We start from the raw sequence: 18,018 nt of genomic DNA, 5'->3' as shown, positions 1-18,018 counted from the left end.
TACAACTCATAGATGATGTGAATCGGAAAAAAAACTTATTTACATAAATTTGCACCCGATTCTCATGTTTAATTTGAGTTTTCATGGTTATTAGTTTTTATCCCCGGTCTCCGGGGATTTTTACTTTATTCTTTTGGTATTAAATGCTGTAGCTCAGGGTGAGTTTTTATACGCTCAATTTCATTTTCAATGATCCTCATAACATCCTGCTTAACATTTCTGTAATTCTCTTCAATAATTGATGTGAATCGGTCTTTTCCTTTTTCATCTACAAATGATAAAATCTCTGGTATCCGCTGATAAGATTTAGTTTCTTCAATTACTTTTTCATGATCCACTACTATTTCTGCATGAAACATTTTCTGTTCAATCCTTTCATCAAAATTATCAGATACAGCCCCTACAAACATTCCCTGGCTTAATGTTGAAATTTTAGAAGCCGGTATCAAACTATCCAGTTGCGTAGATATAGAAGTGGATGTATCGTTTCTGTTGATGGTCATACTTTGTCTTTTCTGCAGGACTTTTCCGAAACGTTCTGAAAGATTTTTAGCAGTATCTCCCACAACCTGACCACTGAATATATTCCCCACTGTATTCTGAATCACTTTACTTTCTTTATCTCCATAATCTCTTGTCAACTGGGAGAAATCCTGAAACCCCAGACATACTGCTACTTTATTACTTCTTGCGGTTGCTATCAGATTATCCAATCCCCGAAAATAAATAGTGGGTAGTTCATCAATAATTACCGAACTTTTTAATTGTCCTTTTTTATTGATGAGTTTTACGATTCTGGAATTATAGAGTCCCAGTGCTGCTGAATAAATATTCTGCCGATCAGGGTTATTCCCTACACACAATATTTTCGGTTCTTTCGGATTGTTGATATCCAATGAAAAATCATCTCCGGTCATGACCCAATATAGCTGAGGAGATATCATTCGCGATAAAGGAATCTTAGCAGAGGCGATTTGCCCTTGAAGCTGGTCTTGTGCTCCACCTTGCCATGCGTCCATGAAAGGGGAAAGATAGTTCTCAAGATCAGTATAAGAAGTCAGAATCGTGAAAACCTCAGAGTATTTTTTATTGAGCAGTTCAATGGCATGAGGAAAAGTGCAGTATTTGCCATTTTCATATATTTTCAGAAACCAGATAATAGCAGCTAAAAGAATAATAGGTGATTCCACAAAGAAGTCTCCTTGTTTTTGAATCCAGGTTCTGTTTAAATTAAGCATAATGGTATAGGCTGCTTCATAGGCATCTGAAATATCCGTCATAAAATCAGGATTCAAAGGATTACAGCGATGACTTCTTCGGGGATCATCAAAATTGATGACATAAAATTTCGGTTTTACTTTGTATTTATCCTGGTGTTTCAATACATGATTATAGGCAATTGTTGAAAGATCATCAAACTTAAAATCATAGATGTACATGGAGAAACCCTTCTCAATCTGCTGTTTGATATAATTATTGACAATAGCATATGACTTTCCTGATCCCGGAGTTCCCAGTACAATGGTTGCTCTGAACGGATTGACAATATTGATCCAGCCCTGATTCCATTTTCCTTTGTAATAGAATTTAGTGGGAAGGTTCACAGAGTATTCATTTTCCATCAATTGGGTTTGCTGCATAAAACTTTCATTCTCATTATTGAATACATCATCCATCAGATTATGTTTTAACAAACGGCTCATCCATACCCCTGATACCATTAGGAGGATATATCCTACTGACATTGAAAGCATATATAAAACAATGCCTGTCCCGCCCCATCTCAGCAAAATAGTATTCAAGAAAAACAACACCGTTCCGACTGCCATGAAGCCGATAATCCGAGACCAGGTTATCTTCTCGTCTTTTACTCCTTTTGTTCCCAAACAGCTTAGAGAGAGTAATACAATGGTAAAAACTTTTGTATAGAGGCTGTGAGAGAACAACCCTGCTGTTCTTTGGAAATTCAGCAGTATTCTGTTAATGATTTCCAATTTCCATTCTTTTTCATGAAAAAATGGATAACAATACCAGTAATAATGCATCAGTACCATTAAAATACTGATGGCACGCATAAAAGCCATAATTTTAGCTAAGCCCCGTAGATCATCTTCACCCTGCATATCATTTATTTTTAGAGTTAGGATGATCAATTTATCGGGTAACAGAAGTCTGTTTGCTACACTGGCAGTGTCAGGCGTTATAAGGAAGGGTTTGGCACAGTGCTGAAACTTATTTTCTCATGAATCATGACAGTTGTTGACCAAGGAATTTTTTACATTTGTCTTATAACAAAATATCAATGAAACCTGTACAATCAAAATACACTGAATTACTGGACAGTATCGGATCCGCTATTGAGGTTGCAAGACAAAATGCGGTCAAGGCAGTTAATACTGAACTGGTGAAAGCCAACTGGGAAATTGGCAGGCATATCGTGGAATACGAGCAGCATGGTGAGGAACGTGCCGAATACGGAAGTAACTTACTGGCAACGCTTTCCAAAGATCTGAGGCAGCGTTACGGCAAAGGATTTGGCAGGCGTAATATTTTAGATATGCGCAGATTTTATCTGACCTATCAAAAATGGCAGGCAGTGCCTGCCAAATTAAGCTGGACTCATCTGGTTACTTTGCTCGGTATTTCTGATGATACGGCAAGGAAGTTCTATGAAAAGCAGGCCGTCTTGGAAAATTGGGGCTATCGCGAACTGGAAAGACAGATTGACTCTTCCCTTTTTGAAAGGCTTGCATTGAGCAAAGATAAAAAAGGCGTATTGCAGCTGGCGGAAAAAGGTCATATCATAAACGACTCCACAGAGGCTATAAAAGATCCTTATGTGCTGGACTTTCTTAAAATACCTCAAAGTCACCGTGTTACCGAAAAAGCATTGGAACAGAAGATTATTGACAATCTGCAGATGTTTCTTTTAGAACTGGGAAAGGGTTTTACATTTGTAGGAAGACAGTATAAAATATCACTTCGTAACAGGCATTTTTATATTGATCTCGTATTCTATCATCGTATCTTAAAATGTTTTGTGCTGATTGATTTAAAAATAAAACAGGTCGAGCACAATGATATAGGACAAATGAATTTATATCTGAACTACTTTAAATCTGAAGAAAATGTTGTGGATGATAATGAGCCTATAGGCATTATCCTTTCTGCGGAAAAAGATGAAGTATTGGTGGAATATGCAACAGGTGGTATTTCTAATAAAATATTTGTTTCCAAATACCAGTTGTATTTACCTGATAAAAAGGAATTACAGCAAAAAGTACAAGCGATCATGCAAAAAGAAGGTTAAGGGTAAGAAATCATCAGACTATCTTTTTCTTTTCTTTTTCCACTTTCGCATTTGTTGTGAAAAAATCCGTTCTTCATCGTCTTCTCCCTGCACTGTTGGCAACAATCCGGGAAATGAGTCCATTGATTCAGTGTCACGTAAACCATCATTATCATCATTTAAAAATCCAAATAAGGGATGTAGCTGACGAGGTAAAATTTGATTTGTTGGGAGTGATTCCGTTTCTGCCTGCTTTTCATTAGAGGGTCTTTTTAAATACTCCTGATCCTTCCATAAATCATTAAAAACAGCAGCAGAATATTCTTTTCCCAAATTTGAACCATTCCATACTGTTTTGGAATTATGATCGATAAATGTCACTCCATAAATACGTCCGGCCTCATTTCTACGGATTACCGTATTAATATCCACAGACCTTAATTTCTCAACAAAATCTTTTTCATGAATACTCACTTTGAGGGCATTATCAATCCAACCCTTTATTTCAGTTTTATTCGATTGAAGAATAGATTCTTTATTTTTTAAAAAATGAGATTCCAGTGTAGGTAAGAGTGCTGCTTTTCCAATCCTTGAAGCTTTTAATGAGTTTCCAATTTTATGTTTGTTTGTATCCAGTGCAAAATACACCAATCCCCGCTGTGGTTTTCCATGCAATTCACCTTCAATTTTTTCAACTGCTATATTGAAAAGTGAAAGCAGCGCATTGTACTCTCCAAGTGTTTTAAAGGAATACACATCAGCTATATTCCTGATGACGGAGGCGATCTGATGATTAATATTTCCAGTCTGATAATCAACCGGTTTGAAAACCAGGTTATTTTTCACATTCTGCCCTTCTGAAGCTCGCCATAAATCATAGGTATTTTCGAGTTGTCTGCACATATTCATCGACCGCCTTTTCTCAAATCGATCTGATATTTTCCTACCATTTTCATCAACACATACAGACACAATATGAATATGGGTACGGTCGATATCAGTGTGTTTAAAAACCATGTAAGGCTGTTCACCGTACCCCATTCCATTCATATACTCTTCTGCCATCTTCACAAAATCCTTATCACTGACCTTATCATTCGGATCTGGATTAAGCGATATATGTAAAGTATGTTTTTCCGTCTTTTGATTGGCAGTCAGATAAGGATCGAAAGATCTCATGAGTTGGGGTATAGTATATTTCCCATCTGTGGATTCCACCATTTTATTCATCAACAAAATTTGTCCCTGTCCCTTTTCCACCTTATGATGATTATAGGCTAAAGCACCATATAAATTACTGCTTCTGCCAATTTTTGCAATCATTGAACCATCATTTTTCTATATTCCCGTTAGTAAATTCATTAGCCAATTCGATAATTTTCCGGCATAACACTGAAAGTTCAACAGTATGTTTCTCCAGCTGATACAAAAATGCTGCGGCTTTTTTTTCGGTAAAATGGGTGTATAACAATTTAACTACCTGATTGTAATTCACACCCACTGCTCTAAACTGCGAATAAAAGGAAGTCAGTCTCATGTAAAAATCAACACTCCCCTTATCAATTTTTACTGTTTTTATCTCTTTCGAAAACAATACGGATGTTATAAATTTAGCTTTATTGTCTATTCCAGAGGCTTCAAATAAAGTCAGAAATTTGCTATTGTCTTCATCATCCAGCCGAAAAACATACCGGTGATTACAAGGGTTTATCTTTGGCTTTCGCCCACCTTTACTTCTCTTATTATTTTTCTGATCATTCATAGATATCCATTTAAAGTTTATAAACCTCGACTTCGGAGAGTGTTTTAAGGCTCCCGGCAGGGCAAGTTGTTTTGAGGCACAAAAAACAGTTATGAGGCACTCAAAACACAACTTGCCGTGTTCAGGTGAACACTCTATTTATCGTATTACAAAAACTATTGTAACAAGCGATCAACATCTTTCAGATGTTGTAATAAACACCCACCCTTCTTAAAAGTCAATACAACAAGTTAAGCAGAAGCAAGTAAATATCTACCCTATTACGCCCTTCCAATTACTGCCAAATAACACCATCAATTGCCTGAAAATCAGCACTGGTTTTGAAAACTCTTTCCTTTACAGCAACACATAAACTTGATGATGAAACGGGTAAATCATAAAATTGTAAAGTTTTAAAACTATAAAAGCGCAAAAGCAGAAAAGCAGTTACAGATATTCAAAAAAAAATATTCTCTCAACAAAGCAGTTGCAGATATGCCCTGTAAAAATGATGTAAATGTGTAAATCTCTAGAGTTTTAAAATAATAGAAGAGTACCCCTACATATACATCAACTTATACAGATTCTTATCATTCAGCATTATAAAACAACAATAAATACATGCATCATGAAAGCAACAAAAAAAACTTTAAAAGTAAGTTTCTCTACTCAAAAAGGAGGTGTGGGAAAATCGACGATTACCATATTACTTGCCAGCGTATTATATTATCGCTTGGGATATAATATTTTAGTAATGGATTGTGATTTTCCACAATACAGTCTAAGCAATATGAGGGAACGTGATAAAAAAGCAATTATGCTCAATGAGTACCATAAGAAAGCTGCTATGAAACAATTCCAACTGATCAATAAGAAAGCATATCCGATTATACGCTGTAAGGCAGAAAATGCAATAGAAGAATCTACCCGATACATTAAAAAAACTACCATAGTTCCGGATATTATCTTTTACGATCTGCCTGGTACCGCCAATACTAAAGGAGTTCTGACGACCTTGAAATCCATGGATTTTATTTTTGCCCCTATGACTGCTGACCGCTTGGTCGTAGAAAGTACGTTAGGATTTACCAAAGCTTTTATGGCTCTTCCTTCCGGTGAGCATGATCTTCAGCAACAAGCGCTGTGGCTATTCTGGAATCAGATTGATGGTCGGGAAAAGACAGGGTTATACGAAATCTACGAAAAAGCGATTGCAACTCTTCAGATGAATATAATGGATACGCGAATCATGGACAGTAAACGATTTCGCAAGGAATCCGACCATATCGGAAACAGTATCTTCAGATCAACACTGTTACCAGCAGACTATCCGCTTTTAAAAGCGACAAGAATGGATCTATTTGTTGAAGAATTTCAAAGAATCACAAATCTGTAAAACCCGAAAGATGGCTACAAACAATGACAACAAAGACTTAGAAAAGACTACCGTTGATGAAGAATTTTTAATGCAGGTCATCAGTGGTGAACAAAGCGCTCTTGATGAACAAAATCATGTAACCAAACAAGCCGTTCAAAAATCTAAAGAAAAAACCAAAACCAATTCTTCTAAAAAGCTGAACTATGAAGAGATCTTTTTAACGAATCGCTTTCCTTCAGGACGGAATGGTAAAGTGGTCTACATACGTCCAGAGTACCATGAAAGATTATTGCGAATTGTACAGCTTACCAGAGAAGAAAGGACAACCCTCTATTCCTACATCGACAATATTCTGGAACAGCATTTTTTGGAATACGGAAATGAAATTACTGATTACTTTAACAATCACTTTAAACCCATTTTATAACTATGGAAACTCTCATCATTATTTGTCTTCTGACCATAATTCTGTTATTATTTTATGACAAAATTATCGCAAAGCAATTCCCCTTTTATAAAACTGAAAAACATGCAAGTAATAAAAAACAACCCAATATTATGGGTGAAGCAAAAACGTCACTCCATTCTATGACAATAACTTCCTCTGCAAGACAAGAAAATGAACTTGGTTTTGATCCCTCTAATTTAGACATAGAATATGATATCAGCGAAAATTTCAACCTATTAAATCCGCAGGAAGACACAGATAATTTTAGTAACATCCCTGATTTTATTGAAGAGGAAGAAGAATGGAAAAAATATAGAATAATTAGTGAGGATAATAGTTTAGCCCAAGGGGTTACCTTTGAAGAACTAAGCACTGTGGAGATGTTTGTGAAACAAAATAGTTTTACCACATCTCAAAAGGAAACAGCAGCAGCGATCGTTCAGAAAACTTACGGAACCGAATTATATACCTTACTTGAGAACTCTATGGAAAATGATTCCCATAAAATAGCATTACTATTAGATAATTCTTTTAACAACGAAGAAATTTCCGGTTCTTCCGATATGCGGAAAAGCGATCTCAATGATTTTGAAATAGGGAAATTCATTTGAAGTTCCCTATTTTCTTTATGAAAGAACTAAATTATTTCATCAAAAACAGCTCTTTGTAAAAAATGAAGTTCACCTTTTTCTGCCACTATTCTATACAATTTTTCCATTTTTTCTAATTGTTCACGACTTTTACAAGCAACATATTTTTGTGATAGATGAAAAATGTTCAAATCTTTCCAAATATAGAATAACTCACGTTTTATTTCTTTTTTCGCATCTTTTTTACAAACCAAAGTCGCGCTGTCACTCAATGGAAATATAAAGTTTCCCATAGTCTTATAGTTTGCATTGTCTTCTTCAATAATAGGACAATCCCCTATCAGAGAGGGAAACTTATCATAAAAAGTGATAAAGCAATTCTTATGAATCTCATCTAAACTTTCTTCATTTGAAATGGGCTGTATTGAAAGAAGAATTCGTTTTGTTTCCTGAATTATCTCTTTCTTATTTAAATTATTTATAACTTCTTGTGTTATTTCCTTACTTGAATCAATTGGACGTATCGCTAAGCCCAATTGTTCGATAGGAATATCTTTAACAAGATTTTTAGCAATTTCATCAACTTTGGGAACTCTCCACTTTGTTAAATTAGCCAAATAAATCATCCATGTAAGTTCTCCACCACTCATCTGCTGACTTTTTAAAATTTTTGCTAAAGTTTTAGACAGTAAAGTATCCACTTCTTCATACATCCTTTCAATATTGTCCCCCTTACTCCCATTTATATCAAAAAGATTCCTGCCATCTTCAAAGAAAATAGCTTTAGGACTTTGCATCTTATTAATAATCCTTTCAGATTCTTTGTTGTATACCCACAACATATTGTTTTCATCACTAAAATTCTTACTTAGAAACTTGGGTATGTAATGATGTCTTTTTGATTGTTCTTTCATGGTTAAGTACTATTTTTTTGAAAGTAATAAAAATATTCTTTGCAAAGCATTATAGAGCCAAACAATTCCTGAAAACACCAAATTCCCAGGTGGTACTCCCATACCAAACACCTTTGTCTCAAAACCCATAAAGCATGTGTTTCAAAATCATAAAAATCTATTCATTATGAAAAGACAAAGAAAAAAAATCATGTTCACAGCATTTCTTATGCTTATTGGTTTGGGTATTAATGCCCAAGGAAACGGTTCTGCAGGAATCACTGAGGCTACACAGATGGTCACCTCCTATTTTGATCCTGCCACAAAACTAATCTATGCTATCGGAGCTGTTGTAGGATTGATTGGCGGGGTCAAGGTTTACAATAAGTTCAGCAGTGGTGATCCTGATACCAGTAAAACTGCTGCCAGCTGGTTTGGAGCGTGTATATTCTTAATTGTTGCCGCAACCATCCTTCGTTCATTCTTCCTTTAAAACATCGGTTATGGTTACGTATCATATCAACAAAGGAATAGGAAGAACGGTTGAGTTCAAAGGATTGAAAGCAAAGTACCTGTTCATATTTACAGGCGGATTGTTGGGAATACTCGTATTCATCATGATCATGTATATGGCTGGTGTCAATACCTATATCTGCTTACTTCTTGGAGGAACTACTGCTGGTCTTCTCATTTGGAAGACTTTTTCTCTCAATAGAAAGTATGGAGAACATGGATTAATGAAATTGGGAGCAAAAAAGAAGCATCCAAGGTACATCATCAGCCGAAAATCCATTTTCAGGTGTATCAAGATACACTCTAAAAAAACTGCATCATGAGAAATCAATCCAAAATAGCAACGCTGGAGAGCAGATTTCCGCTGTTGGCTGTCGAAGAGAACTGCATTATTTCAAAAGATGCTGATGTTACGGTTTGTTTTAAGATAAGGCTTCCAGAACTGTTTACGGTAGCTTCAGCCGAGTATGAAGCTATCCATTCGGCTTGGTTCAAAGCCATAAAGACATTACCTGATTACTGTATTGTTCATAAACAGGACTGGTTTATCAAAGAGAATTACTGTCCTGATTTATCCAATGACGATCAGAGCTTTTTATCAAAGTCTTTTGAGAGACACTTTAATGAAAGACCTTTCCTTAATCATTACTGCTACCTCTTTATTACGAAGACTACGAAGGAAAGAATGAGGATGCAGAGTAATTTCTCGTCACTTTGCAAAGGAGTCTTGATTCCAAAAGAAATCAGGGATAAGGAACTGATGAGTCGATTTATGGAAGCAGTTGATCAGTTTGAAAGAATTATGAACGACAGCGGATCTATTTTCTTAGAAAAAATGTCCGCTGATGAAATTACAGGAACTGAAAAACAATCAGGTCTTCTTGAACAATATCTGACCTTATCCCGAGAAATCAACCCTTCTCTTCAGGATTTGAATCTAGGGGCAGAAGAAATGCGTATTGGTAACAACCGTATCACTATGCACACCTTGTCAGATACCGATGATCTTCCTGGAACAGTCTCATCTCATAGTCGATATGAGAAACTGAGTACCGACCGAAGTGACTGCCTGCTTTCATTTGCTTCTCCGGTAGGGCTTTTGCTCAATTGTAATCATATCTACAATCAGTACTTGTTTATTGATAACAATGATGACAATCTGAACAAGTTTGAGAAATCCGCCAGAAATATGCATTCACTGGCAAGATACAGCAGAGCCAATCAAATCAATAAGGAATGGATTGAGAAATACCTCAATGAAGCGCATTCTTTTGGGTTACAATCCATCCGTGCTCATTTTAATGTGATGTCATGGTCTGACAATCCCCATGAATTGAAGCAACTTAAGAATGACACAGGAAGTGCTTTGGCACTCATGGAATGTAAGCCGCGGCATAATACAACAGATACTGCCACATTATATTGGGCTGGTATTCCCGGAAATGCCGGGGACTTTCCGAGTGAAGAAAGTTTTTATACGTTTATTGAACCAGCACTATGTTTTTTCACTGAGGAAACCAATTATCAGAATTCACCCTCTCCATTTGGGATCAAAATGGCAGATAGACTGACGGGAAAACCTATTCACCTGGATATTTCAGATCTTCCGATGAAACAGGGAATCATTACCAATCGAAACAAGTTCATTTTGGGACCTTCGGGGAGTGGGAAGTCTTTCTTCACCAACCATATGGTGAGACAGTATTATGAACAGGGAGCCCATGTACTACTGGTCGACACCGGAAATTCTTATCAGGGGCTATGCGAACTAATCAAAGGTAAAACTAAAGGTGAAGATGGGGTTTATTTTACGTACACTGAAGATAATCCTATTGCCTTCAATCCTTTCTACACCGACGACGGCATCTTTGACATTGAAAAGAGGGAAAGCATCAAAACACTTATTCTCACACTATGGAAAAGAGATGATGAACCGCCAACCCGCTCCGAAGAAGTGGCATTATCCAATGCAGTTAGCGGATATCTCGAGAAGATCAAAAACCATGATCAGCATCCCTCTTTTAATGGATTCTATGAATATGTCAAAGAAGATTATCAGAAAGTGCTGGAGCAGAAAAAGGTTAGGGAAAAGGATTTTGACCTTGCCAACTTTCTGAATGTTTTAGAGCCTTATTATAAAGGCGGAGAATATGATTACTTATTGAATTCAGAAAAGCAATTAGATCTTCTTTCTAAGCGATTTATCGTTTTTGAGATCGACGCCATTAAAGATCATAAAATCTTATTTCCAATTGTGACCATCATTATTATGGAGGTCTTCATTAACAAAATGCGAAGACTAAAGGGAATCAGAAAGTTGATCCTTATCGAAGAAGCCTGGAAGGCAATTGCTAAAGAAGGAATGGCTGAGTACATTAAATATCTCTTCAAGACTGTCAGAAAATTCCTTGGAGAAGCCATCGTCGTTACACAGGAGGTGGATGACATTATTCAATCTCCTATCGTTAAGGAAAGCATCATCAACAATTCAGACTGTAAGATCCTGTTGGATCAGCGGAAATACATGAACAAGTTTGATGACATTCAGGCAATGCTGGGTCTTACAGACAAAGAAAAAGCACAGGTTCTGTCCATCAATATGAATAATGATCCTAAAAGGCTTTATAAGGAAGTCTGGATCGGATTGGGAGGAACACACTCTGCAGTATATGCGACAGAAGTTTCCACAGAGGAATATCTGGCCTATACCACAGAAGAAACAGAGAAAATGGAAGTCATGCATCTTGCTTCTGAACTTTACGGCAATGTAGAGCATGCCATCAAGAGGATTTCTCTCAGGAGAATCAAATCGAACACAAAAGAAACTTAAATCATTTAAAATTTTATACCAATGAAAAATCTAATCATTACAAGCGTTATGGTTATTGTATTAGCTATAACATCATTTGCAAAAGCACAATTTGTGGTTACTGACCCGGCTAATCTGGCTTCAGGAATACTCAACTCTGCTAATGAAATTGTACAGACCTCATCGACCGTTTCGAATGTAGTTAAGAATTTCAATGAAGTTAAAAAGGTGTATGAGCAGGGGAAAGAATATTATGACCAATTAAAAGCAGTTAATAATCTGGTGAAAGATGCCCGCAAAGTTCAGCAGACTGTTTTACTGGTGGGTGACGTTTCCGAAATGTATGTCAATAATTTCGGAAAAATGTTGAATGATCCCAATTTCAATTCGCAGGAATTAACAGCAATAGCCAATGGTTACTCAACCCTCTTAAACGAAAGCACTGAACTGCTTAAAGAACTAAAGCAGATTGTCACTTCTACCAATCTATCATTGAATGATAAGGAAAGAATGGAAATTATTGACAGAGTATATAAAGAGGTGAAAGACTATCATAATTTGGTACGTTATTACACCAATAAGAATATCTCTGTCAGTTATCTGAGAGCCAAAAAGCAGAACAATACGCAAAGATTTCTCAACCTGTATGGTACCGTTAATCAAAAATACTGGTAAGATGGAACCTACTAATTTACATGAGGTGCTTCGTTCCGTGTATGAAGAGATGATGCCGATGTGTGCTGACATGGCAGCAGTGGCAAAAGGAGTTGCAGGACTAGGAGCATTATTTTATGTGGCTGTAAAGGTTTGGCAGGCATTAAGCCGTGCCGAACCTATCGATCTCTTTCCTATGCTAAGACCGTTTGCCATCGGAATCTGCATTATGTTCTTTTCAACAATTGTCTTGGGCAGTATCAACGGAGTATTAAGTCCGGTCGTTCAGGGCAGCCACTCGATGCTGGAGGGTCAGGTCTTGGATCTCAATGAGCTACAGCAGAAAAAAGATCTGCTGGAACGAGAAGCTATGCTACGAAATCCTGAAATGGCTTATCTCATTTCTGATGAAGAATTTGACAAAAAATTGGAAGAACTGGGATGGTCACCTTCTGATTTGGTGACGATGTCAGGAATGTATATCGAGAGGGAAATGTTTGCCATTAAAAAATATATCAGAGACGGTTTCAGAGAGTTTCTGGAAATACTCTTTCAGGCCGCTGCGTTGGTGATTGATACGATCAGGACTTTCTTTCTCATTGTACTTTCAATTCTTGGTCCCATCGCATTTGCCATATCGGTTTGGGATGGCTTCCAATCAACACTTACCCAATGGCTGACCAGATACATCAGTGTATATTTATGGCTTCCTGTTGCTGATATGTTCAGTGCTATCCTTGCCAAAATCCAATCCCTCATTATCGAAAGGGACATCGAAATGCTGGCAGACCCCAACTTTATTCCTGATACTTCCAATACGGTGTACATTATCTATATGATCATTGGAATCATTGGCTATTTCACTGTGCCTACCGTTACAGGCTGGATCATTCAGGCGGGCGGAGCAGGAAACTTTATGCGTAATGTTACCCAGATGGCACAAAAGTCAGGAAATGTTGCAGGTGCTACTACGGGTGCTGCTGCAGGTAATATATCAGGACAACTCCTTAAATAATCAAAAAACAAAAAAATGGAATTTAAAACCTTAAGAAATATAGAGAGCAGTTTTAAGCAAATCAGATTGTTCACTTTTGTTTTTGCAATCCTTTGTTTTGGAGTTGTCGGCATTGTTGTATACAAATCTTACACTTTTGCAGAAGAGCAAAGACAAAAGATATATGTCCTTGACAATGGTAAATCATTAATGGTAGCCTTATCCCAGGATATGTCGATCAACAGACCTGTAGAAGCCAGAGAACATGTAAGGCGTTTTCACGAACTCTTCTTCACTGTGGCTCCGGATAAAAATGCTATTGAGAGCAATGTGAAAAGAGCTTTTAATATGGCCGACCAATCCGCATTCAATTACTATAAGGATCTCTCTGAGAAAGGGTATTACAACAGGATAATCAGCGGAAATATTCAACAGCGAATTGAAATTGACAGTGTAGTAGCAGATTTTAACAACTACCCCTATGCTGTAAAGACTTATGGGAAGCAATTCATTATCCGCTCAAGTAATTTAACGATCCGAAATCTTGTTACGAACTGTCAACTGGTCAATTCTGTCAGATCAGACAGCAACCCTCAGGGGTTTACGATTGAAAAATTCAATGTCATTGAGAACAAAGATGTTGAAACTGTTAACCGATAAAAACAGTCATATGAAAAAATTAAGAATAAGAATTGAGGAATTTATTGAAAAAGCAGAAGAGAAATGGAAATCCTTACCTATCAAACAACAGCGCTCTTTGACCAAGATATTTTTTACAGCGTATGCCATGTTGACGATTTTAACGGTCATTCATCTATGGTTAAAAGGTTCAAAAAGTAGACCCATTCTTTCAGTTGGACATATCAATAACATTCCAAAGGAGATAAAGATGCAATATCAGCCACCTGAAAGCCCAGCTAATCATTCACCCTATAAAATATCACCATGAAAGATACAGGAACTATTAAAATCACAGAAGGAAGTGTCCATTCCTCAGACGAAAATGAACCTTTGGATCGTAAGCCAAGGTGGGAAAAATTAAAAAACCCGGTCATTTACTTTTTAATGTTCATCGCTTGTATCGGATGCCTTTACCTGATTTTTAAACCAAAAGAAGATAGAAAAACTGGTGAAGAGACTGGTTTAAATGCCGAAGTGCCACAAGCCGCAGATGATAAATTACAATCAGATAAGCAGAAGGCGTATGAGCTAGAGTTGTTGGAACAGAAAAATGAAGAAAAAAGAAATGCCATGACAAGCCTGTCAGATTATTGGAGTGAATCAAATGGTTCGAATCAACTGACTACTCTATCTCCAGAATCTTATAACAATGCCAAAGCACCTCAAACAGCAGATCAGAATGCTTTGAACAGCTACCGCAATGCACAACAAACATTAGGTTCATTTTACAGCATAGATGAGCATGAGGTTACCCAATTAAAAAGGGAAATTAACAGGCTTAAGAATGAAATTTCACAAAAGGATGCAGTTCCGAGTACGGGAGGAATTAATGATCAGTTAGAGTTGATGGAAAAGTCTTATCAAATGGCTGCAAAATATCTACCTGCAACCAAACAACAGGAAGAACCTGAGCCAAAGAAAACTTCTGAGGCAACGACTGAAGAAAACAAAATCAAAATAAAAGCAGTACAACTTCAAAAACGCAACGTCGTATCCAGTTTGTATCGAGAACTTTCAGACAGTACGTTTTTAGCATTCATCAGTCATAATCGATTTGTGGGATTACAGAATGAACAGGAAAATACTGTATCCAAAAATAACAGCAGTATCCATGCAGTAATACATGAAACCATGACATTGGTCAATGAAAGTATTGTGCCCTTACGACTAACACAAGGTTTGCTCCTTGGAAAGATAACCATTCCTTCAGGTACTGTGTTAAAAGCAGCAGGAAAGTTTCAGGGAGGAAGACTGTCACTAACAATTTCAAGCATCGAATATAAAGGTACTATTACCCCTGTCGAGATTAATATTCATGATAATGACGGTCAGTTGGGGCTTTACATTCCCTATTCTTCAGAACAGACCGCTATTAAAGATATAGCATCCAACATGAGCCAGAATTCCGGCACCAATATTATGATGACCCAATCGGCAGGACAACAGGTTGCTGCCGATCTCACTAGAGGTCTGGTTCAGGGAGTTTCGGGATACTTTCAAAAGAAGGTAAGACAGCCTAAAGTTATTGTTAAGGCAGGACATCAGGTACTTTTAGTTTCAAAAAAATAATTAACCTTTAAATTAAAATTAATGAAAATACGACTTAATATATTTTTCTTGGTTCTGTTGATACTCTTCGGTATCTGTAGATTAGCAGCTCAGGAAAATTCAGGTTTCACATCCCTTTCTCAGGCCAAACTGGAACCTTACAAGATGGAAGTTACATACAATAAAACAACACATTTATTATTTCCATCTACCATACGATACGTGGATCTGGGAAGCGAAAATTTGATTGCCAATAAAGCGGAAGATGTAGCGAATGTTCTCAGAATAAAATCCTCAGTCAGAGATTTCGAGGAAGAAACGAACTTTTCGGTCATTACTCAAGATGGTAAATTTTACAATTTTGATGTTTTTTACAGTTCTTATCCAGACACTCTGAATTATGACCTTTTGAAATTACAGCGAAATCAGGAAAAACAATACTCTACAGATGTCCTGTTTGAAGAACTTAAGGGAGAATCTTCATCGTTGACTGAACTTTTGATAAAAACCTTGTACCAACTTCCTAAAAGAACAGTAAAGCATATTGGTTCAAAAAGTTTTGGAGTTCAGTTTCTGTTAAAATCTCTCTATGTCCACGAAGGAAAGTTTTATTTTATTTTTCAAATTAAAAATAAGAGCAATGTTTCCTTTGACGTTGATCTTGTGACCTTTAAAATAACCGACAAAAAGAATCTAAAACGGACAGCTGTTCAGGATAAAGTATTGTCACCTCTTCGTACTTATTGTCCTAACCCTACCGTAAACTACCAATCCGACGGTGAATTTCTTTATCTCATGGATCAGTTTACACTTTTAGAAGATCAAATCGTAGCGATTGAATTAATGGAAAAAGATGGTGGACGACATCAGAAGATCCAGATCGAGAATTCAGATTTGATCAGTGCTAAAGTGGTCAATGATATTCAATTAAAATTAAACTAGCATGAAGAGTTTCTTATCATTTATAATAGTACTTTTTTGTGCTTATGCAGTCAAAGCACAAAGAATGTTACCTAAGCAAAAAAGCATTGGAATCAATACAGGATTGCTGTTAAAAAAATCATCCGAAAGCTATTTCGTCAATACCGATTTTGTTATCTATTCAAAAAAAGGGAATTATTCGATTTATTCCTTTGAATACAGCAGAGAGATTATTTTCTATAAAACGATTGACCTTCCTGTTGAAAACTACAGTCTTGAAGTTGGTTATAGTTTTAATTTGATTGCTGACCGGACAAAAAGCTTTTTAATCAATTCCACATTTTCTGCCACCGGAGGATATGAGAATATTAATAAAAGTGAGACACTACTCTATGACGGAGCTTTACTTATGAATGAATCATCCTTAGTGTATGGGGGAAGTGCAAAACTGAGTATTGAAACCTATCTGTCAGATCGGATTGTTTTGACAGGCTTTTATAAAGCCAAAATAGTATGGAATACTTCACTCGATAAAATAAGACCTACCGTTGGTCTTGGAATCAGAATTAACGTATAAACAAAAATTACTATGAAAAATTTAATCAATATCAACAAACATATTCTCGCTGTTGTTTATATAATGATAGCACTACTTAGTACAGAATTCTTTTTCTCTTCTTGCTCAGATCAAGAATTACAAATACAGAAAAATTTTCCGTTTGAAGTTCAGGTAATGCCTGTTTCAAAATATATAGCTAACGGAGAAACTTTGGAGATCAGATGTCGTATTATTCCTGTTGGAAACTATAGTGAAACTGAGTATTTCTTCAGGTATTTTCAATTTGATGGAAAGGGTACATTACGTTTTTTCAATGAACCTCCTTTTTTACCTAATGATTCATATCTCCTGGCTGAAAAAGAATTTAGGTTATATTATACTTCTGAATCAACAGTATCTCAAAGTTTTGATATTTGGATTTCAGACAATATGGGTAATGAAAAAAAGCTGACTATACAGTTTAGTCCTCAAAATGCAGGAACTGTGTAGATAGAATTCAATGTAAAATATAATGTAAAAGGCTATTTCTGATGAAATAGCCTTTTATTTTTCTTCCAATTTACAGGCTATAAGAAGTAGCCTCGCAAAATAATCGTAACCTTTTTGAAAAAATTTAAGTGAGAAAATTTTTATCAATGGGGATACTCCTAATGATGTGCGAAAAGACGTTTCCGACCCTAGGAAGGAATTGTCTTTTCGCCTGATTAAAAAATCAGGTGATTGGTAAGGAGCAAAGCTTTATAAGCTGTCGTTTCCGATAATATGCTCATTTGGGTATTTTTTAAGTTGCAGCAATTTGTTATAAATGTCAGTCCAATACGCTTTCTGTTTTTTATCATAGCTCAGAAAACTTTGATCTTCGTGGGCGTATTCTTTGAAATTTTCTGCCTGCCATATGGCTTTATCCAAATCGGTTACCTCAATACTTTTCCCGTGTAAATCTTTTATTTTCATAAGAATGATTTTTTATGTAACCGCTTGAAAAAGCGGTTACATTTTT

The 18,018-nt window shown here is 36.4% G+C and carries 20 protein-coding genes; 15 read left to right on the top strand and 5 right to left on the bottom strand.

Annotation, left to right across the window (positions count from 1 at the left end; all coding sequences use genetic code 11):
• Positions 1–125 precede the first annotated feature (125 nt).
• The gene (mobC, locus tag ACQ76T_RS06110) at positions 126–2,123 is read right to left on the bottom strand and encodes a conjugal transfer protein MobC (RefSeq protein ID WP_431342438.1); all 1,998 of its coding nucleotides are present in this window, start codon (positions 2,121–2,123) and stop codon (positions 126–128) included.
• A gap of 179 nt (positions 2,124–2,302) precedes the next feature.
• Between mobC and ACQ76T_RS06105 the strand changes: the two genes are divergently transcribed.
• Positions 2,303–3,310, top strand: coding sequence for a PDDEXK nuclease domain-containing protein (locus ACQ76T_RS06105; RefSeq protein ID WP_431342437.1), 1,008 nt, complete (start codon positions 2,303–2,305; stop codon positions 3,308–3,310).
• A gap of 18 nt (positions 3,311–3,328) precedes the next feature.
• On the opposite strand, the gene mobB is transcribed toward ACQ76T_RS06105, so the two are convergent.
• Positions 3,329–4,612: a conjugal transfer protein MobB gene (gene mobB, locus ACQ76T_RS06100; protein ID WP_431342436.1), complete on the bottom strand. Its 1,284-nt coding sequence runs from the start codon at positions 4,610–4,612 to the stop codon at positions 3,329–3,331.
• A gap of 7 nt (positions 4,613–4,619) precedes the next feature.
• Positions 4,620–5,051: a conjugal transfer protein MobA gene (gene mobA, locus ACQ76T_RS06095; protein WP_431342435.1), complete on the bottom strand. Its 432-nt coding sequence runs from the start codon at positions 5,049–5,051 to the stop codon at positions 4,620–4,622.
• 607 nt (positions 5,052–5,658) lie between these two features.
• On the opposite strand from mobA, the gene ACQ76T_RS06090 reads away from it, so the two are divergent.
• The 3 genes from ACQ76T_RS06090 to ACQ76T_RS06080 are packed head-to-tail and all read left to right on the top strand — an operon-like array spanning position 5,659 to position 7,467.
• Positions 5,659–6,426, top strand: coding sequence for a ParA family protein (locus ACQ76T_RS06090; RefSeq protein WP_431342434.1), 768 nt, complete (start codon positions 5,659–5,661; stop codon positions 6,424–6,426).
• Between the two features lie 10 nt (positions 6,427–6,436).
• Positions 6,437–6,835, top strand: a complete 399-nt coding sequence (locus ACQ76T_RS06085; protein ID WP_431342433.1) for a DUF3408 domain-containing protein — start codon at positions 6,437–6,439, stop codon at positions 6,833–6,835.
• 2 nt (positions 6,836–6,837) lie between these two features.
• Entirely contained in the window at positions 6,838–7,467 is a 630-nt protein-coding gene (locus tag ACQ76T_RS06080) for a conjugal transfer protein TraD (RefSeq protein ID WP_431342432.1), read from the top strand.
• 26 nt (positions 7,468–7,493) lie between these two features.
• On the opposite strand, the gene ACQ76T_RS06075 is transcribed toward ACQ76T_RS06080, so the two are convergent.
• On the bottom strand, positions 7,494–8,360 hold the full coding sequence (locus ACQ76T_RS06075) for a DUF4238 domain-containing protein (protein WP_431342431.1): 867 nt from the start codon (positions 8,358–8,360) through the stop codon (positions 7,494–7,496).
• Positions 8,361–8,526: 166 nt separating this feature from the next.
• Between ACQ76T_RS06075 and ACQ76T_RS06070 the strand changes: the two genes are divergently transcribed.
• The 11 genes from ACQ76T_RS06070 (at position 8,527) to ACQ76T_RS06020 (ending at position 17,507) form a co-directional block, all read left to right on the top strand.
• A complete protein-coding gene (locus ACQ76T_RS06070) occupies positions 8,527–8,832 on the top strand; it encodes a DUF4134 domain-containing protein (RefSeq protein ID WP_089696771.1) in 306 nt (101 codons plus the stop codon).
• 10 nt (positions 8,833–8,842) lie between these two features.
• Positions 8,843–9,175 carry a DUF4133 domain-containing protein gene (locus ACQ76T_RS06065; RefSeq protein WP_431342430.1) on the top strand — a complete coding sequence of 111 codons (333 nt, stop codon included), beginning with the start codon at positions 8,843–8,845 and terminating at the stop codon, positions 9,173–9,175.
• Entirely contained in the window at positions 9,172–11,682 is a 2,511-nt protein-coding gene (locus ACQ76T_RS06060; protein WP_431342429.1) for a TraG family conjugative transposon ATPase, read from the top strand. Before ACQ76T_RS06065 ends, ACQ76T_RS06060 begins: the two co-directional genes overlap by 4 nt.
• Positions 11,683–11,730: 48 nt before the next feature.
• Entirely contained in the window at positions 11,731–12,336 is a 606-nt protein-coding gene (locus ACQ76T_RS06055; RefSeq protein ID WP_431343721.1) for a DUF4141 domain-containing protein, read from the top strand.
• A gap of 1 nt (position 12,337) precedes the next feature.
• On the top strand, positions 12,338–13,330 hold the full coding sequence (traJ, locus tag ACQ76T_RS06050) for a conjugative transposon protein TraJ (protein WP_431342428.1): 993 nt from the start codon (positions 12,338–12,340) through the stop codon (positions 13,328–13,330).
• 15 nt (positions 13,331–13,345) lie between these two features.
• On the top strand, positions 13,346–13,969 hold the full coding sequence (traK, locus tag ACQ76T_RS06045; protein WP_431342427.1) for a conjugative transposon protein TraK: 624 nt from the start codon (positions 13,346–13,348) through the stop codon (positions 13,967–13,969).
• Between the two features lie 10 nt (positions 13,970–13,979).
• Complete coding sequence (locus ACQ76T_RS06040) at positions 13,980–14,258, top strand: hypothetical protein (protein WP_431342426.1); 279 nt, start codon at positions 13,980–13,982, stop codon at positions 14,256–14,258.
• Complete coding sequence (gene traM / locus ACQ76T_RS06035; protein WP_431342425.1) at positions 14,255–15,559, top strand: conjugative transposon protein TraM; 1,305 nt, start codon at positions 14,255–14,257, stop codon at positions 15,557–15,559. The genes ACQ76T_RS06040 and traM overlap by 4 nt, the downstream gene beginning before the upstream one ends.
• 21 nt (positions 15,560–15,580) lie before the next feature.
• On the top strand, positions 15,581–16,480 hold the full coding sequence (gene traN / locus ACQ76T_RS06030) for a conjugative transposon protein TraN (RefSeq protein ID WP_431342424.1): 900 nt from the start codon (positions 15,581–15,583) through the stop codon (positions 16,478–16,480).
• Positions 16,481–16,544: 64 nt separating this feature from the next.
• Positions 16,545–17,036 (top strand): conjugal transfer protein TraO, encoded by a 492-nt coding sequence (locus ACQ76T_RS06025; protein ID WP_431342423.1) that lies wholly within the window; start codon positions 16,545–16,547, stop codon positions 17,034–17,036.
• Between the two features lie 12 nt (positions 17,037–17,048).
• On the top strand, positions 17,049–17,507 hold the full coding sequence (locus ACQ76T_RS06020) for a DUF3872 domain-containing protein (protein WP_431342422.1): 459 nt from the start codon (positions 17,049–17,051) through the stop codon (positions 17,505–17,507).
• A gap of 249 nt (positions 17,508–17,756) precedes the next feature.
• Here ACQ76T_RS06020 and ACQ76T_RS06015 read toward each other — a convergent pair whose 3' ends face one another.
• Complete coding sequence (locus tag ACQ76T_RS06015; RefSeq protein ID WP_431342421.1) at positions 17,757–17,972, bottom strand: hypothetical protein; 216 nt, start codon at positions 17,970–17,972, stop codon at positions 17,757–17,759.
• Positions 17,973–18,018 lie beyond the last annotated feature (46 nt).

The organism is Chryseobacterium sp. JK1 (genome assembly GCF_050632815.1).
Classification (GTDB): Bacteria; Bacteroidota; Bacteroidia; order Flavobacteriales; family Weeksellaceae; genus Chryseobacterium.
Note: the sequence above shows the minus strand (reverse complement) of the source record. Positions and strands in the feature narration are given on the sequence as shown.

Coding starts and splice junctions, on each gene's coding strand:
- ACQ76T_RS06090 (WP_431342434.1), top strand. CDS start 5,659: ATGAAAGCAACAAAAAAAACTTTAAAAGTAAGTTTCTCTACTCAAAAA.
- mobC (WP_431342438.1), bottom strand. CDS start 2,123: ATGCAGGGTGAAGATGATCTACGGGGCTTAGCTAAAATTATGGCTTTT.
- mobB (WP_431342436.1), bottom strand. CDS start 4,612: ATGATTGCAAAAATTGGCAGAAGCAGTAATTTATATGGTGCTTTAGCC.
- ACQ76T_RS06020 (WP_431342422.1), top strand. CDS start 17,049: ATGAAAAATTTAATCAATATCAACAAACATATTCTCGCTGTTGTTTAT.
- ACQ76T_RS06060 (WP_431342429.1), top strand. CDS start 9,172: ATGAGAAATCAATCCAAAATAGCAACGCTGGAGAGCAGATTTCCGCTG.
- ACQ76T_RS06105 (WP_431342437.1), top strand. CDS start 2,303: ATGAAACCTGTACAATCAAAATACACTGAATTACTGGACAGTATCGGA.
- traM (WP_431342425.1), top strand. CDS start 14,255: ATGAAAGATACAGGAACTATTAAAATCACAGAAGGAAGTGTCCATTCC.
- mobA (WP_431342435.1), bottom strand. CDS start 5,051: ATGAATGATCAGAAAAATAATAAGAGAAGTAAAGGTGGGCGAAAGCCA.
- traJ (WP_431342428.1), top strand. CDS start 12,338: ATGGAACCTACTAATTTACATGAGGTGCTTCGTTCCGTGTATGAAGAG.
- ACQ76T_RS06040 (WP_431342426.1), top strand. CDS start 13,980: ATGAAAAAATTAAGAATAAGAATTGAGGAATTTATTGAAAAAGCAGAA.
- traK (WP_431342427.1), top strand. CDS start 13,346: ATGGAATTTAAAACCTTAAGAAATATAGAGAGCAGTTTTAAGCAAATC.
- traN (WP_431342424.1), top strand. CDS start 15,581: ATGAAAATACGACTTAATATATTTTTCTTGGTTCTGTTGATACTCTTC.
- ACQ76T_RS06070 (WP_089696771.1), top strand. CDS start 8,527: ATGAAAAGACAAAGAAAAAAAATCATGTTCACAGCATTTCTTATGCTT.
- ACQ76T_RS06025 (WP_431342423.1), top strand. CDS start 16,545: ATGTTACCTAAGCAAAAAAGCATTGGAATCAATACAGGATTGCTGTTA.
- ACQ76T_RS06055 (WP_431343721.1), top strand. CDS start 11,731: ATGGTTATTGTATTAGCTATAACATCATTTGCAAAAGCACAATTTGTG.
- ACQ76T_RS06075 (WP_431342431.1), bottom strand. CDS start 8,360: ATGAAAGAACAATCAAAAAGACATCATTACATACCCAAGTTTCTAAGT.
- ACQ76T_RS06015 (WP_431342421.1), bottom strand. CDS start 17,972: ATGAAAATAAAAGATTTACACGGGAAAAGTATTGAGGTAACCGATTTG.
- ACQ76T_RS06085 (WP_431342433.1), top strand. CDS start 6,437: ATGGCTACAAACAATGACAACAAAGACTTAGAAAAGACTACCGTTGAT.
- ACQ76T_RS06080 (WP_431342432.1), top strand. CDS start 6,838: ATGGAAACTCTCATCATTATTTGTCTTCTGACCATAATTCTGTTATTA.
- ACQ76T_RS06065 (WP_431342430.1), top strand. CDS start 8,843: ATGGTTACGTATCATATCAACAAAGGAATAGGAAGAACGGTTGAGTTC.